Below are 13,990 nucleotides of genomic sequence, written 5' to 3'. Positions count from 1 at the left end.
ATTGTGCGGTTAACGCAAGGTTTAAACCTTGGCGCGGCCCTTGTAGGAACCACCGTCACGGGTATCGATCTCGATCCAGTCGCCGATTTCAACGAAATCTGCAACGCTCAGCTCGGTACCGTTTTTCAGTTTGGCAGGCTTCATCACCTTGCCCGAAGTGTCGCCGCGAGCGGAACCTTCGGTGTAGTCAACCTGACGCACGATGGTGGTCGGCAGCTCTACGGAAACCAGACGATCTTCGAAGAAGATGGCTTCGCAAACGTCGGTCATGCCTTCTTCAACGAATGGCAGAACGGCTTCGATGTCTTCAGCGTTCAGCTCGTACATGGTGTAGTCAGTGGTGTCCATGAACGTGTAGGTGTCGCCGCTGATGAAGGACAGGGTCGCTTCTTTGCGATCCAGGATCACGTCTTCGAGCTTGTCGTCAGCGCTGTATACGATTTCAGTCTTGTAGCCAGTCAGCAGGTTTTTCAGCTTGGTCTTCATGATTGCGCTGTTACGACCGGACTTGGTGAATTCAGCTTTCTGAACCAACCAAGGGTCGTTTTCGAGCTTGATGACTGTACCGGGTTTAAGCTCTTTACCAGTTTTCATTGCGAGTATCCGAATTTGGAATGAGATTTACAAAAATCTAGGCCGAGTATCATATCCAATTTCTATAAAACAGTACTAGCGCTTGCGCAAGATCGGCCTGCAATGACTGTTCCAGACACCACTGCTCGGCATGTGCCGTGATCTCGGGCCAGTGTTCTAGCAGCAAATTCCAGCTTTGAGCCATATCGCAACCACCATTCCAGGCGTGCCACAACCCGGTAAATGCCTGGGCGGCGCCCGGCGTAAGGTCTTTGACATACAACGCCAAAAACGCATTGAGCTTGACCCAGTGGGCGTCCTCTTCCTGCTCGTAGATATGCCAAAGCAGCGGTCGACCCGCCCATTGCGCCCGCACAAATGAGTCCTCGCCGCGCACCGCATTGAAATCACAACTCCATAACAGGTGGTCGTAATCCTCTTGGCGGACGAACGGTAACGCCTGGACGGTCAAGGCCCCACACTGCTGCACATCACCCATCCCCAACTGATCCATGCCAAGCCAGCGCAGCAGATCGCCCATGATCCGCCCCTGGGGCACCAACAGATGCGTCGCAACGCTGCCAGTGGCCAGGGCGTCCAACCAGCTGGCCAGCCCGGTATTTTCATAAGCGAACAGAGAAATCAGGCGTGCGTGGCTTGCCGGATAAACCCCCAGCCCCCGCAAAAATGCCTGTTTGGCTTGAGGGTCCTGCTCAAAGGCTCGACGACGCTGCAGCAAGTCCGCTTCGCGCAGCAGGCCACCGGTGCCCGCATCGAACCCTGGAAAGAAGAACATCCGTTTCAAGCCATCTGGACGCAGGGACGGCAATCCGTGGCAACCACTGACCCAGTCTTCGGCACTCAGGTACTCAAGGTTGATCCACAGCGCTGGCGTTTCGCGGGCCTTCATCGCCTGCACATAACCTTCAGGCAGTTTGCAGGCGAAAGCTTCGAGCACCACGTCAGCGACGTCTACGGACTGCCACGGCTGCGGCCACTGGCACACTTCGACTCCCTGATGCCATTGGCGCGCCGCGTCGACATCCGCCTCGGGGCACAGCGGCACAAATGCCCGCAAATCATCGACCCACAGGCGTACACCCTGCTGATGATCGGCCACCAATTGGCGCGCCAAACGCCAGGTCACACCAATGTCGCCGTAGTTATCGACCACACTGCAAAAAATATCCCAGGAGGCTTTCATTCCGGGCTCCAACATTCAAAGGGCTGATTGTCCGCATAATTCAACGCGTACAGAAGCTTTAAGGCGGATTAATCTGCGCGGCACTCGTGCGACAATCGACCTTCGTCACTATCAAGCTGCGACCATGAACAAGACCGCTGTGCACCTGCTGATGCTGGAAAAGCTCGACATCGACCTCGACGTGCTCCAGCGCGCAGCGCAAACCGCCTATGAAGCGGCGACCCATGCGGAAAACATCGCCGAGAACAAGTACGACACGTTAGGGCTTGAAGCATCGTACCTGGCCACAGGTCAGGCGCGCCGGGTTGAAGAAATTCGCCAGGCGCTGAAAAACTGCCGGGGCATGCCCCTGACTGCGCACAGCGCGGCGCAGGGCATTCAAATCGGGGCACTGGTCAATCTGGAGGCCGAAAACGGCAGCGGACAGTGGCTATTCCTGGCCCCGGACGCCGCAGGCCTCAAACTCAACCATGACGGGCGCACCGTGACCGTCATCACCCCTAGATCACCTCTGGGGGCCGCTTTGCTGGGCAAGCAGCTGGATGATGAGGTGCAGATCAATGTGGCGGGCGCGGTGCAAACGTTCACCGTCTGCGAGATTCACTGAACGCCCGCTCACACAGGTTTTGCGTAAAGTTTATTTGGCAGCGGCCATCATGCGATTGACTTCACTGCGCACCATGTTGGCGTACTCAGGTGGCGACATGGCGTCCAGTTCCGAACGCACCCACTCAGCCCACTTGCCCTTGCGCTTGGCGCGCTCACCGAACAAACGCGCCGCATCCCCTTTAGCCTTACCCAGATTGCTCTGCCAAAGGTCATACAAACGGGATTTTTCATCTTCAAGCGCAGCACGCTCAGCGAGAGGCTTGTTGGCGAGGTTGAAGCTCATGAGAATTTCCTGCGGCGTAAATTTAGGTGACATCTTACACCCTACAAAGAAGTGTCTCCGTCTGGTTTTTGACTACTCTGTCAGGTCAGAACAACACCAGGCTCAAAACAGATGCAACTTTTTAGCATTGGGTTGACTCCATTACTCATCACCCTTTTCAACTGCAAGGAGTACCGCAATGGCTCGAAAAAATGCCGTACAAGCTGAAGATCAAATCAAGGATCAAGCGTTCAGCGAGCTTCAAGAACTGATTGCCGAATCTGAAAAGCTGCTCAAGGAGAGCGTGTCCCTGGTCGGCGAAGAAGGTGAAACCCTGCGTGCTCAGGTCAGCTTGAAGCTCAAGCAAGCACTGGACTCGGTCACCAACGTGCGTGAACGTACCAAGCCTGTGGTCGATGCCACTGAAAACTACATCGGTGGCCATCCGTGGCAAACAGTGGCCATCTCGGCCGGCTTCGGACTGGTAGTGGGCTTGCTGCTGGGGCGTCGCAACTAAGTCAGGCAATACGGCTTCAAGCAAAGCCCCTGGTCGTCATGGCCAGGGGCTTTGTCGTTTATAAATTAAAATCGTCGACATATTCAGTGACATTCGACGCCGGCGTTCTGATACTTCTGCGCATTCCCCATGCCTACGAGACAGTCAATGTCCGCTTCTATAACTGCCACCAAACCCTTGAGCACTGCCCTGATCCTGCTGATGGCCACCGCCACCGGCCTGGCTGTCGCCAGCAACTATTACGCACAGCCCTTACTGCACACCATCGCCCAGGAACTGGGTTTGAGCATGAGCAGCGCCGGCACCGTGGTGATTACCGCGCAACTGAGCTACGGCGCTGGCCTGTTGCTGTTGGTACCGCTGGGCGACCTGTTCGAGCAACGTCGACTGATCGTGACCATGACCGTGCTCAGCGCACTGGGCCTTTTACTCAGCGCCTTTTCACCTTCACTGACGTGGCTTCTAGTGGGCACGGCGATAACCGGGCTGTTTTCCGTGTCGGCACAAGTACTGGTGCCAATGGCGGCCAGCCTGACCGACCCGCTAAGCCGAGGCCGAGTGGTGGGGACGCTGATGAGCGGTTTGCTGCTGGGGATATTGCTCGCGCGCACCGTGGCCGGTGCACTGTCGTCGGCCGGTGACTGGCGAACCATTTATCTGGTGGCTGCCGCGTTGATGCTGGTCAGTGCCATCTCCTTGTTTTGCGCCCTTCCCAACCATCATCAGAGCGCCGGTCTGAGCTACCCAAAACTGCTGGGCTCGGTATTCACCCTGTTTGTCGAGGAGCCGATACTGCGCCTGCGCGCGCTGCTGGGCCTGCTGACCTTCTCGTTGTTTGCCCTATTCTGGACACCGTTGGCCTTTCTGCTGGCAGTGCCGCCCTATAGCTACTCGGACGCAGTCATCGGTCTGTTTGGCCTGGCGGGCGCCGTCGGTGCAGTGGCGGCAAACTGGGCCGGGCGCATGGCCGATCACGGCAAAGGTCAGCAGGCCACTACCGTCGGCCTGCTGGTCCTGCTGGCGTGCTGGCTGCCCATGGCATTTGCCGGTCACTCATTGATCGCCTTGCTGATCGGCGTACTGGCTCTGGATTTCGCTGTGCAACTGGTACATGTCAGTAACCAGAATGCAGTGTTCAAAGTACGTCCCGCCGCCCGAAACCGACTGAACGCTGGTTACATCACCTGCTATTTCATCGGTGGCGCACTGGGCTCTCTGGTGGGCGCGCAGACCTATCCGGTATATGGCTGGGACGGAATCGTGGTGGTCGGCTCGGTAGTCGCAACGCTGGCGCTGGCGGTCTGGGGGTACAGCCTGCAACGGGAAAGCAAGATACAAACCGTAGGCTAACCGGCTATATGGCGCTTTTCATCGTAATGCTAACTCGCTAGCATGCGAGAAAACGCCCTGACGACAGCCTGCCCACGCAGGCGGTCCTAACGATCCGAGACGCCATATGATCCCTAAAGAATCCCGTAACGAACTGGCCCTGGATACTTTTATCAAGGCGCACCCTGAACTGATCGAAGAAATGAAAGATCTGAGCGCAGAGGACCGCCAGCAACAGATTCTATGGGCCTTTGAAGATGAAGCCGAAAGTCGCGGCCTGGAAGCCTGGGAACTGGCGCTGGAACTGATCGCTCGCTCCCCCGAAGAACTCAAGAGCATGCGCCTTGAAGTGCATCATGAAGTCGCCGAGGCACTGGACATGAGTTGGGAAGAGTACTGCGGTTTCAACGAAATCGCCGTCTGACCCCGTCCGCAGCACACGCAACGCCCGGCGAATCACTCACCGGGCGTTTTTAATTCAGGACATCAGGATTTGTGATGGGCATCCATCAGCTTCCTGGCCATCACCAGATGCATTTCGAGCTTGGGCAAATACTTCTCGGCCAGCGCCTGCAACTCGGGCGAATCAGAGCTGCTGGATTGCTGCTTGAACAGCTCAATGACCTCTTCATGGGTTTTCACCTGACTGGCCGCATAGGCCGCGTCGAATGAATCCCCTTCTTGCACCTGCAGCATCAGCTTTTTGGCTTTGTCGAGGACCAACTCGTCGTTGGCAACCTGTAAGTCCTGCTTGCTGGCAATGTCCTTCAAATCACGGTTGGCGTTGGTGTAGTCCTTGATCACCTCCACGGCGTAGCTTTCTACGTCCGTTGAAGAGGTTTTACTGATCGCCATACGGCTGGTTTCTATCTGGGCAATCCCTGCTGCATGGGCCTCATCCACAAAGTCTGCCGGACTGGCTGCGACTGCTGTGGCGGCCGCGATCAGGGAATAGACCAAGGCACAACCTGCCACAAAGCGTTTAGGGCCAATCAGGGTTTTCATAACGTCCTCCAAAAAAAGGCAGGTTTATTCCCTGCACTTGATCTGAAGGCACGTGGCGGCAAAGGTTTAGATAAATACCGTTTTTTCTGACGGGTGGCACTTCAGGCTATCAGCCCTGGCAGATAAACGATCTGTGCTGGACTTGCCATCATGTCAGTGAACCGTGAGCCATACTGTCCGCAAACACTGCCGTCAAACAGGAGAAGCTTTATGGACGTCTTCAGGGACATGCTCAACAACTGGGAATCCAGGTCTCAGGAATCAAGTGAGCGGGTTGAATACACCCTTGAGCTGCACAAACATGACCTGGTCAAAATCAAGGCCTTCGCGCAAGCCTACGGGCTGGATGAGGCCAGCATCACCCGAGGCCTGATCCACAGTGCGCTCATGCAAGCGGAAGAGGCCATGCCCTACGTGAAAGGTAATGAGGTCATCAGGGTTGAAGAAGGTGAAGACATTTATGCAGACGCTGGCAGGACACCTGCATTCGTCGAGGCAGAGCAAGCTATCTCCAAGGCGCTGGATATCAATAACCCGTCTACCTGATCATCGCGCTAACGGCGACCCTGTGAGAGCAGGCTTGCTTGCGACTGAATGCAAGACAAACCACTTCATCTGCATCGCAAACAAGCCTGACCCACAGTGTTTTTACACGAGAGCCTGATGGCTCATGGGACATTCACAGAACACCAGTTCAGCCATCATCTGCGCATAGCTATCTGCGCCCAAAAACGCACTCAAGCCGCCTTTCAAGCTGAAAATCGGTGACCTGAGCGCTTGCTGCGCGAGGATTCTCGCCGCCTTCTGGCTGCGGACACCCGACTGGCAGTAAATCACGATCGGCCTGTCGTCCAGGCACTGTGCTGCCCACTCGCCCACCCGCCCCAACGGTACATGTTCGCCACCGATCGATACCTGTTCGCGCTCATGCCCCTCACGCACATCAATCAGATGGATCGACGTTTCACTGATCAGCGCGGCAAAGTCATCAATGCTCAGCATAAAGTCATCGGTGACGCCTGGCGCGCTACAGACTTGTGCCATTTCTTCCAGCACTGGCGGGCGTAGGGGGTCCCTGAGGGGGTTATCGGCGACAGGCGAAAATCCGATCTCCCGGCTCGTGGCCTCAAGGGCGTCGTAGACCATCAGGCGGTTGATCAGCGGCCGCCCGATCCCGGTAATCAGCTTGATCACTTCATTGGCCTGAAAGCAGCCAATCATGCCGGGCAGAACCCCCAGCACCCCGGCTTCTGCGCAGTTGGGCGCCAACGCGGCGTCAGGCGGACCATCGTAGAGATCACGATAATTGGCGCCACGACGGCCTTGCTCATCCAGCGCGTTGAACACCGTGACATGCCCCTCGAACTGCATGATGGCGCCATACACCAGCGGCTTGCCGCCATAGACACAGGCATCGTTGATCAAGTACTTGGCGGTAAAGTTGTCAGTGCCATCGACAATGATGTCGTAATCGGCCACAAGCGCCTGGGCATTGTCGAGGTTAAAGCGCTCGATCCAGGTTTCGATCTCGATGTAAGGATTGAGTTTTTGCAAACGCCGCTTGGCGACATCGGCCTTGTTCTGACCTTTATCAGTGATACGAAACAGCACCTGGCGGTGCACATTGGACACATTGATCTGGTCGGCATCGATAATTCCCAGCCGCCCCACCCCGGCAGCCGCCAGATAAAGCAGCGCCGGACACCCCAGACCGCCCGCTCCAATCATTAGTACGCTGGCATTTTTCAATGCCAGCTGACCTTTGACGCCGATCGCGGGGATCAGCAAGTGACGGGAATACATCCCCATTTCACCCGCGGTAAGCTGGTCATACTCGATCGCATTAGCCTCCCTGCTCATGATGTTGCTCCCTTCACTTTTTCAGGATCGGGTTGACGAGACAGGCAAAAAACCTGATTCGCATTTAAAACGCTTCAATTACGATCGCTGCCAATGTATTGGCGCGCGTCAGGTTGAAAACATGATGTGCAAAATACAGTTTGTCCTGCAGCCGATAAGCCTGGGTTTTTACACGGCCCTTTTCCAAAAGATAAAAAGGGCAACGCCATTCCATGTAAATATTATTCAGGGCCAAGCCCAGTGAACTGGCAAGTTCACCTGGGTCTTCCTGCAGGGAGTCTATTAATGACTCCCTGCTTTCCGAGGCCAGTGTAGGCAACTCAAAGAACGCCCATTGATCAGCCACTTCACAGCGATGTCGGAACAGGGTGAAGTCATGTTCAAACTCCGCACAGAGTTGCCCATGCTCTTTCAAGCTTTCCAGTTGTGCCAGCAAAGGCCGTTCAACCCGTGAAGGATCAACTTCTTCGGGAAGAAATTTTTGCAAAAAAGCGGGCCTAATAACCCCCGGGGTTGCGGACAGTGCTTCATCACCATCCAGTTCCAGCAGTTTCCAGCGAACCTTGACCCTGGCAACCACAATACCCTGGGCACGAATCAGGTGCAGCACTTGAAACACAGAGTTGCCCTGGCGCACCTTGAACTCATCGACCGACACCGAAAATTCATCGGCCGAGAACATTTCAAAAGGTTCGACATATTCAACTTCGGCACCCACAGCCACCATGCCCTGATGATACTCCTTGATCATCCCCGGAAAGGAAACTGACAGGTAGGTACTGCCCCAGGACCACATCGAACTGAAACTCAGCAACATCAGCGAATGGGCATGAAACTGGAAAGGTCCAAACAGCATGGACTCTACCGGATGGGAAACTTTTATTGTTCTGGCTTGCATAGCATCAACCCCCGGCTATCGCAGTGAAAATATCAATACAGTCACCCTCACCGCCTTTACTTACCTGAGCTGCCGCGTCAACTTTTTCGCCATTCAAAGAAATCAAATAGCCTTTTTTAACGTTGCGATCCTTATCAAAAATAATGTCCTTCAATACCGGATAACTCACCACCAACGCGTGCAGCGCATCGCCCACGGTCTGAATACCATCACCCTCCAGTTGCAACTCTTTTTTGTAGTTAACAAAACGTGCCAAATTGCCTGACAACTTGATCTTCATGTTCAACTCTCCTTTTTTGAAGAACGCCGGGACATCATGTCCAGGTCGTGCACCATCCGAATCCCCATATCAACCTTGAGCTTTTCCTGCGGATCGGCCCCTGCCACCAGGGCCGTAAAGTCACGGTGCGCCCGGCCGATACCGCTGCTTTCGGTATAGCCCCAACCACCCGTCAGGTTCAGGGCCTGGAGGGCGATTTTGTTCACATCCTTCACCGCCTGATACTTGGCCATTGAAGCCACTGCATCCCAGTACACGTCAGACTCTTGCCTGACCTGACGCTCCAGTGAGTAATGGACCAAGGTGCGGGATGACTCAAGCGCCATATACATTTCACCGATACAGGCCTGAACATGCTGCATATCGATCAACTGCTGATCGTAACGCACAGTGTTTTGCAAATACGCCACGGTGGTTTCAATCACGGCGCGGGCGCGCCCTAAAAACAAGGTGGTTTGCAATGAGCGCCTGCAATTAAGGAAATAACGCTGCGCAAAACTCAGGCCGTCCGTGGCCAGCAACAAGCGGTGTTTATCCAGGCGCACATCTGTCAATGTCAAACAGGCAATCCCTGTTGAACGACAGCCATGCATCACGCTCGGTGTCACCACAACACCCGGATCGTCGGCGTGCACAAGAAACACTTGCATGTCCGCGGTATCACCATGGACAAACAGCAAAAAATAATTCGCCGTCTCACCGCCGGTAACGATTTTCTTCACGGCATTAACCGTATAGGTTTTACCGTCCGCAGCGGGAACGGCACGGGAGACAAAAGAAAAAGCATCGGCATCTTCTGTATAAGCAAATGCACCACCTGTTTTACCCTCAATCAGGTGAACCAGGTATTCGTTATTTACATCCTCCCGTCCCACCGCAATTAAAAAAGAAATAAATGACATCCTCACGGATATCAAAAATGGAAACGATAAGTCCGTGGATAAATACCCGAGCTTTTCCAGCACACGGCCCCACTGAGCATAACCAACTTCCTGACCGCCCCACACGGCCGGCAAGTTGTATTTATACAACCCCAGTCGTGCAAACTTTTCTATCAGCGCGTTGGAAATAGGAATAGAGAGACGGTCACGTTCTTCGACGGTGCAATTAAGCTCCTTGTCGATCAGTGTGCCGAAAATAGCCTGAATATCACCCGCACCTTGCCAGTCAACATTCATCGTAGTTCCTTCTACGTCAAACAATTGGAAAGCAGGCGCGACAGAAAACCGGTCCTGGAATCGTGTCGCGCTGCTTAGTGCGAACAGATATTAGGTCAGAACTAAAAACATGCAAGGCGCTTTAGCGCAAATAAACCCGCTCCGTTAAATATGACACCACTCATACTCTTCTAAGTTACCGATAACGTTCACTATTAAAGATGAGACTGTTGGCATCATTACCGTGCCCCGCTAACACGGCGATCACACATCCAGCCATTAGGATTTAGCGGGCGCCTTATAGCAGCACATTGTGCGACGACTGCGTCGACCGACGCAGCCTCACGCCGCTTGCCAGCTAATACACGTCCTTACTGCAACAATCAACGCGCCGTAAACGGCAATTTGTCCAGAACACAGTCGTTCTTGAGTGTTGACGGCTCGAGCATCAACAAAGGCGCTCCGGTGTCCTCATTAAAGATTTTGACCTGGCACGAATCGTAAGTCTCGGGGCTCTCGACAATGCCTCCCTTAATGACATAACGGGCAGCCGGGGCGAACTCGCTGACGAATTCGATCTTGCATCTACGCCCGGCATTAGCTGCACCATCCACTACCAAATGGATGGGTTTTGCCGCTTCAACCGGGATAAAGCCTGCTGGCCGGGATGTTTTGTCCCGCACGGCGAACAATTGCCGACCTGGCTTAACCGACACGGTTCTGCCGTACTTGCAGCCCACAATCGGAGCTTCGGTCAGGGTCAGGTAGTTTCGATAATTGCTCAAGGCGTCCATTTCGCTGCGGATCTGTGCCTGGGGTACACCGGGAGGGGGCGTGTACTGCTGGACCTGGACGCAACCTGCAGTCAGCAACACCAGCACACCAAGGGGGAGCACTTTCATAATCATCTAAATCCATTTGAGTTCGAAGAAGAGCCTTCAAGCAGAATACGGGCAGTTCAGCGGTCGTGCTCCCATATTGTTCCCATATTGTTCCCATATCGCCTTTTTCCAGACGCCAGAAACCACAAACCCCCGACTTTCTCTAGGAAAATCAGGGGTTTGTGTTTACTTAATGTGGCGGTGAAGGAGAGATTCGAACTCTCGATACAATTTCTTGTATACACACTTTCCAGGCGTGCTCCTTAAGCCACTCGGACACTTCACCGTATCTCTTCAAACAAGTTCTGTCTGTCGAGGCGCGCTAATGTAGTCGAAAGCTTTCGATATGACAAATGTTTTTTCAGAATTTTCATGTGCTTACGAAAATAGTCGTTTTGGGGGGCATGCCTTTCGCGGGTGTTTCTGCCAAATCCCGGTCCTGACGCTTTGCGCGTTCAGCCGCAATCGCCGCGCCAGCGCCTTCTATATAGAAGGCGCAAGCCAATCCCATGACTCACCGGTCAGTCATAGCCCTTTACCTGCGCCGTGGGGCTGGGTAACGTCTGCCCCACTTCATTACAAGGAATTGCGCCATGAGTGACTTGATTGCCTATCACCTGGAAGACGGTATCGCCACGCTGACCTTGAGCAATGGCAAGGTCAATGCTATTTCCCCGGATGTGATCAGTGCGTTTAATACCGCCCTGGACCGCGCAGAGCAGGATCGGGCCGTGGTCATTATTACCGGGCAACCAGGCATTCTCTCCGGCGGTTATGACTTGAAAGTAATGACGGCCAGCCCCGAGCAAGCCATTGAACTGGTCAGGCAGGGGTCGACCCTGGCTCGCCGCATGCTGGCCCACCCGTTCCCGGTGGTTATCGCGTGCCCGGGTCATGCGGTGGCAAAGGGCGCATTCCTGCTGTTGTCGGTGGACTACCGTATCGGCGTCGAAGGTCCGTTCACCATCGGCCTGAACGAAGTGCAGATCGGCATGACCATGCACCACGCCGGCATTGAGCTGGCCCGCGACCGGCTGCGCAAATCGGCATTCCATCGCTCGGTCATCAATGGCGAAATGTTTAACCCGCATACCGCAGTAGACGCAGGCTTCCTCGACAAGGTGGTCAAGCCTGAAGAATTGCAGGCTGCGGCTCTGGAAGCGGCCCGTCAGCTAAAGAAGATCAATATGAAGGCTCACAAAAACACCAAACTGAAGGTGCGCAAAGCGCTGCTGGAAACGCTGGAAAAGGCCATCGAAGAAGATCAGCTCCACCCGCTCTAACCTTCTCCCCTGAAAACCGGTCCCGATCGCCGCCTGCGGTCGGGATTCCCCCTCCACCGGCCTTTAGCCATATCTTCGTCAACATCTCTAGCCCGCCCCTCCACACGCTCGTTGAAACAACTGCTTAAACTTCAGTCATCTCCTAGTTGTATCGGGGTAATTGCTGAATACAGTGCACATCCGTACACTGCGCCGACTTTTGTTTTCGCGAGCCTGTAAATGCTACTTTCGATACGTATGTTGTTGATGTGTCTGCATTTTATGATCGCAGGGGTACTGGGTGTACTGCTGGGCTTATGCCGTCCTTTCAACCCGGACAACAGTCGCCTGTGCGCGCGCCTGTATGCCTGGCCATCCAGATGGATCCTGGGCTACAAGCTCAAGACCGAAGTTGGGCCGCTGATGGACAAGCCACAAAGCTGCGTGGTCATTGCCAACCATCAATCCAACTACGACCTGTTTGTGTTCGGCAACGTAGTGCCGCACCGCACCGTCTGCATCGGTAAAAAAGCCTGAAATGGGTGCCCTTGTTCGGCCAGTTGTTCTGGTTGGCGGGCAACGTGCTGATTGATCGGGGTAACGCGCAGAAAGCTCGCAAATCGATGCTGACTACCACTCGCACCCTGCAAGAGAAAGACACGTCTATCTGGGTCTTTGCGGAAGGTACGCGCAATTTTGGCAAAACCCTGCTGCCGTTCAAAAAAGGCGCCTTCCAGATGGCAATTACTGCCGGCGTGCCGATTGTGCCGGTGTGTGTGAGCACCTATAGCCAGCACCTGAAGCTCAACCGCTGGCACAGTGCCGATATCCTGATCCGCTCCTTGCCCGCAATCCCGACTGCCGGCCTGACTCTGGATGACATCCCGCAGCTGATGGAGCAGTGCCACAAGCAAATGCGCGAATGCATCGAAGCCATGGACCGAGAGTTGCTGAGCCAGAAAAACCGTCACTTGCCACCCGTGGCGGGGGGCAACACTACGGCGTCCAACCCGAACCTCTGAACGTTTGTAGACTCAAAGTGGTGGATTGCACGCTAAGCTGCATCTTCGTGCCATAACCCTTTGAAGAAGAAGCGATTAGAACTATGGGGAGAGTTGTTGCTGCTGCGGTTTACAGCGCAGGCAAGAAAGTCACCAATATCACTCTGGACGAAGGGATTGAGTGGGCCAAAAAGCCCGGCCACTTCGTCTGGATTGGTCTGGAGCAACCCGACGCGCAAGAGCTGAGCAACCTGCAGCGCCAGTTCAATCTGCATGAACTGGCCATCGAAGACGCTCTTGAGCAACACAGCCGGCCCAAACTCGAAACCTTCGGCGATGCACTGTTTATCGTGATCTATTCGCCCATTCGCCACGAAGGCCAACTGGAGTTTGTCGAAACCCATATTTTTGCCGGCAACGGCTACATCATCACCAGTCGTAATGGCCATTCGGCCTCGTACAAGTCCGTGCGCCAGCGCTGCGAGGCGCGCCCGCTACTGCTGGAGCATGGCGAAGACTTTGTCCTGTACGCCCTGCTCGACTTCGTGACGGAGAGCTATCAACCCGTCAGCCAGGCCATCCACGCCGAAATCGAACAACTTGAACAAAGCATCATGGGCAATGCCCTCAATGAGGCTGACATCGTGCACTTGCATGGCCTGCGCCGCGACGTGCTGCGACTGCGCCGTTATGTGGCGCCCATGGTGGAAATCAGCGAAGAGTTGCAGCGTCTGACGTTTCCCTTTATCGACAAGAATATGCGCCCGTATTTTCGCGACGTGCAGATTCACGTCACCCGTCAGATGGAAGACCTCGCCAACCTGCGCGACATCGCCACTCAGACGATTGAGATCGTCGTGTTGCTGGAGTCCTCACGCCAGAGCATCGTGCAGCGTAAATTCGCAGCCTGGGCGGCCATTTTGGCCTTCCCCACTGCCGTGGCGGGCATTTACGGGATGAACTTCCAGAACATGCCTGAACTGACCTGGCATTACGGCTACTTCGGGGTCCTGGGGTTTATTGCGCTAGGCGTTACCGGCCTGTGGGCGAGCTTCAAGCGCTCTGGCTGGCTGTAACCTGCACCGCTCCTTGGGAGAGCTGGCTTGCTCGCGATTCAAACAATTCGGTGCATCACTTACCGAGTAGAAACCT

16 protein-coding genes, 1 tRNA gene and 1 pseudogene are annotated in these 13,990 nt (G+C 54.8%); 8 read left to right on the top strand and 10 right to left on the bottom strand.

Translation table 11 applies throughout. The features are described 5' to 3' along the window. Window positions 1–21: 21 nt before the first annotated feature. Window positions 22–594, bottom strand: a complete 573-nt coding sequence (locus RGV06_RS21295) for an elongation factor P (RefSeq protein WP_016780001.1) — start codon at window positions 592–594, stop codon at window positions 22–24. A gap of 49 nt (window positions 595–643) precedes the next feature. Continuing rightward, window positions 644–1,777 (bottom strand): elongation factor P maturation arginine rhamnosyltransferase EarP, encoded by a 1,134-nt coding sequence (gene earP / locus RGV06_RS21290; protein WP_322151219.1) that lies wholly within the window; start codon window positions 1,775–1,777, stop codon window positions 644–646. 124 nt (window positions 1,778–1,901) lie between these two features. On the opposite strand from earP, the gene RGV06_RS21285 reads away from it, so the two are divergent. Beyond that, window positions 1,902–2,384 carry a GreA/GreB family elongation factor gene (locus tag RGV06_RS21285; protein WP_046809645.1) on the top strand — a complete coding sequence of 161 codons (483 nt, stop codon included), beginning with the start codon at window positions 1,902–1,904 and terminating at the stop codon, window positions 2,382–2,384. Window positions 2,385–2,414: 30 nt separating this feature from the next. Here RGV06_RS21285 and RGV06_RS21280 read toward each other — a convergent pair whose 3' ends face one another. Further along, window positions 2,415–2,669: a hypothetical protein gene (locus RGV06_RS21280; RefSeq protein ID WP_016779998.1), complete on the bottom strand. Its 255-nt coding sequence runs from the start codon at window positions 2,667–2,669 to the stop codon at window positions 2,415–2,417. A gap of 178 nt (window positions 2,670–2,847) precedes the next feature. On the opposite strand from RGV06_RS21280, the gene RGV06_RS21275 reads away from it, so the two are divergent. The 3 genes from RGV06_RS21275 to RGV06_RS21265 all read left to right on the top strand — a co-directional run bounded on the left by RGV06_RS21275 (window position 2,848) and on the right by RGV06_RS21265 (window position 4,918). Further along, window positions 2,848–3,165, top strand: a complete 318-nt coding sequence (locus RGV06_RS21275) for a DUF883 family protein (protein WP_019827439.1) — start codon at window positions 2,848–2,850, stop codon at window positions 3,163–3,165. A gap of 147 nt (window positions 3,166–3,312) precedes the next feature. Continuing rightward, a complete protein-coding gene (locus RGV06_RS21270; RefSeq protein WP_019827438.1) occupies window positions 3,313–4,515 on the top strand; it encodes an MFS transporter in 1,203 nt (400 codons plus the stop codon). 106 nt (window positions 4,516–4,621) lie between these two features. Then, window positions 4,622–4,918 carry a DUF6388 family protein gene (locus RGV06_RS21265; protein ID WP_019827437.1) on the top strand — a complete coding sequence of 99 codons (297 nt, stop codon included), beginning with the start codon at window positions 4,622–4,624 and terminating at the stop codon, window positions 4,916–4,918. Between the two features lie 62 nt (window positions 4,919–4,980). On the opposite strand, the gene RGV06_RS21260 is transcribed toward RGV06_RS21265, so the two are convergent. Then, window positions 4,981–5,499 carry a DUF4142 domain-containing protein gene (locus RGV06_RS21260; protein WP_046809644.1) on the bottom strand — a complete coding sequence of 173 codons (519 nt, stop codon included), beginning with the start codon at window positions 5,497–5,499 and terminating at the stop codon, window positions 4,981–4,983. A gap of 210 nt (window positions 5,500–5,709) precedes the next feature. Between RGV06_RS21260 and RGV06_RS21255 the strand changes: the two genes are divergently transcribed. Next, complete coding sequence (locus RGV06_RS21255) at window positions 5,710–6,045, top strand: hypothetical protein (RefSeq protein WP_046809643.1); 336 nt, start codon at window positions 5,710–5,712, stop codon at window positions 6,043–6,045. A 102-nt stretch (window positions 6,046–6,147) separates the two neighbouring features. On the opposite strand, the gene RGV06_RS21250 is transcribed toward RGV06_RS21255, so the two are convergent. The 6 genes from RGV06_RS21250 to RGV06_RS21225 form a co-directional block, all read right to left on the bottom strand. Continuing rightward, a complete protein-coding gene (locus RGV06_RS21250) occupies window positions 6,148–7,359 on the bottom strand; it encodes a ThiF family adenylyltransferase (RefSeq protein WP_322151212.1) in 1,212 nt (403 codons plus the stop codon). Window positions 7,360–7,423: 64 nt separating this feature from the next. Next, entirely contained in the window at window positions 7,424–8,257 is an 834-nt protein-coding gene (locus RGV06_RS21245) for a hypothetical protein (RefSeq protein WP_322151210.1), read from the bottom strand. Between the two features lie 4 nt (window positions 8,258–8,261). Next, window positions 8,262–8,537, bottom strand: a complete 276-nt coding sequence (locus tag RGV06_RS21240; RefSeq protein ID WP_019827432.1) for a MoaD/ThiS family protein — start codon at window positions 8,535–8,537, stop codon at window positions 8,262–8,264. A gap of 2 nt (window positions 8,538–8,539) precedes the next feature. Beyond that, window positions 8,540–9,715 (bottom strand): acyl-CoA dehydrogenase family protein, encoded by a 1,176-nt coding sequence (locus tag RGV06_RS21235; protein WP_322151208.1) that lies wholly within the window; start codon window positions 9,713–9,715, stop codon window positions 8,540–8,542. 362 nt (window positions 9,716–10,077) lie between these two features. Further along, window positions 10,078–10,596 carry a hypothetical protein gene (locus tag RGV06_RS21230; RefSeq protein ID WP_019827430.1) on the bottom strand — a complete coding sequence of 173 codons (519 nt, stop codon included), beginning with the start codon at window positions 10,594–10,596 and terminating at the stop codon, window positions 10,078–10,080. Window positions 10,597–10,771: 175 nt separating this feature from the next. Next, window positions 10,772–10,861, bottom strand: a tRNA-Ser gene (locus RGV06_RS21225). 307 nt (window positions 10,862–11,168) lie between these two features. Between RGV06_RS21225 and RGV06_RS21220 the strand changes: the two genes are divergently transcribed. The 3 genes and pseudogenes from RGV06_RS21220 to RGV06_RS21210 all read left to right on the top strand — a co-directional run bounded on the left by RGV06_RS21220 (window position 11,169) and on the right by RGV06_RS21210 (window position 13,914). Continuing rightward, entirely contained in the window at window positions 11,169–11,858 is a 690-nt protein-coding gene (locus RGV06_RS21220; RefSeq protein ID WP_019827429.1) for a crotonase/enoyl-CoA hydratase family protein, read from the top strand. 219 nt (window positions 11,859–12,077) lie between these two features. Beyond that, a pseudogene (locus RGV06_RS21215) lies at window positions 12,078–12,859 on the top strand (lysophospholipid acyltransferase family protein). Window positions 12,860–12,942: 83 nt separating this feature from the next. Further along, window positions 12,943–13,914: a magnesium and cobalt transport protein CorA gene (locus RGV06_RS21210; protein ID WP_019827427.1), complete on the top strand. Its 972-nt coding sequence runs from the start codon at window positions 12,943–12,945 to the stop codon at window positions 13,912–13,914. Window positions 13,915–13,990: the final 76 nt, after the last annotated feature.

Origin of the sequence: Pseudomonas sp. CCI3.1 (assembly GCF_034313985.1) — a bacterium.
Classification (GTDB): Bacteria; Pseudomonadota; Gammaproteobacteria; order Pseudomonadales; family Pseudomonadaceae; genus Aquipseudomonas; species Aquipseudomonas psychrophila.
Note: the sequence above shows the minus strand (reverse complement) of the source record. Positions and strands in the feature narration are given on the sequence as shown.

Excerpts from the sequence above, each read along its gene's own strand:
- RGV06_RS21265 (WP_019827437.1), top strand. The coding sequence starts at position 4,622 with ATGATCCCTAAAGAATCCCGTAACGAACTGGCCCTGGATACTTTTATC.
- RGV06_RS21245 (WP_322151210.1), bottom strand. The coding sequence starts at position 8,257 with ATGCAAGCCAGAACAATAAAAGTTTCCCATCCGGTAGAGTCCATGCTG.
- RGV06_RS21230 (WP_019827430.1), bottom strand. The coding sequence starts at position 10,596 with ATGAAAGTGCTCCCCCTTGGTGTGCTGGTGTTGCTGACTGCAGGTTGC.
- RGV06_RS21280 (WP_016779998.1), bottom strand. The coding sequence starts at position 2,669 with ATGAGCTTCAACCTCGCCAACAAGCCTCTCGCTGAGCGTGCTGCGCTT.
- RGV06_RS21250 (WP_322151212.1), bottom strand. The coding sequence starts at position 7,359 with ATGAGCAGGGAGGCTAATGCGATCGAGTATGACCAGCTTACCGCGGGT.
- RGV06_RS21260 (WP_046809644.1), bottom strand. The coding sequence starts at position 5,499 with ATGAAAACCCTGATTGGCCCTAAACGCTTTGTGGCAGGTTGTGCCTTG.
- RGV06_RS21235 (WP_322151208.1), bottom strand. The coding sequence starts at position 9,715 with ATGAATGTTGACTGGCAAGGTGCGGGTGATATTCAGGCTATTTTCGGC.
- RGV06_RS21275 (WP_019827439.1), top strand. The coding sequence starts at position 2,848 with ATGGCTCGAAAAAATGCCGTACAAGCTGAAGATCAAATCAAGGATCAA.
- earP (WP_322151219.1), bottom strand. The coding sequence starts at position 1,777 with ATGAAAGCCTCCTGGGATATTTTTTGCAGTGTGGTCGATAACTACGGC.
- RGV06_RS21295 (WP_016780001.1), bottom strand. The coding sequence starts at position 594 with ATGAAAACTGGTAAAGAGCTTAAACCCGGTACAGTCATCAAGCTCGAA.
- RGV06_RS21270 (WP_019827438.1), top strand. The coding sequence starts at position 3,313 with ATGTCCGCTTCTATAACTGCCACCAAACCCTTGAGCACTGCCCTGATC.
- RGV06_RS21210 (WP_019827427.1), top strand. The coding sequence starts at position 12,943 with ATGGGGAGAGTTGTTGCTGCTGCGGTTTACAGCGCAGGCAAGAAAGTC.
- RGV06_RS21285 (WP_046809645.1), top strand. The coding sequence starts at position 1,902 with ATGAACAAGACCGCTGTGCACCTGCTGATGCTGGAAAAGCTCGACATC.
- RGV06_RS21255 (WP_046809643.1), top strand. The coding sequence starts at position 5,710 with ATGGACGTCTTCAGGGACATGCTCAACAACTGGGAATCCAGGTCTCAG.
- RGV06_RS21240 (WP_019827432.1), bottom strand. The coding sequence starts at position 8,537 with ATGAAGATCAAGTTGTCAGGCAATTTGGCACGTTTTGTTAACTACAAA.
- RGV06_RS21220 (WP_019827429.1), top strand. The coding sequence starts at position 11,169 with ATGAGTGACTTGATTGCCTATCACCTGGAAGACGGTATCGCCACGCTG.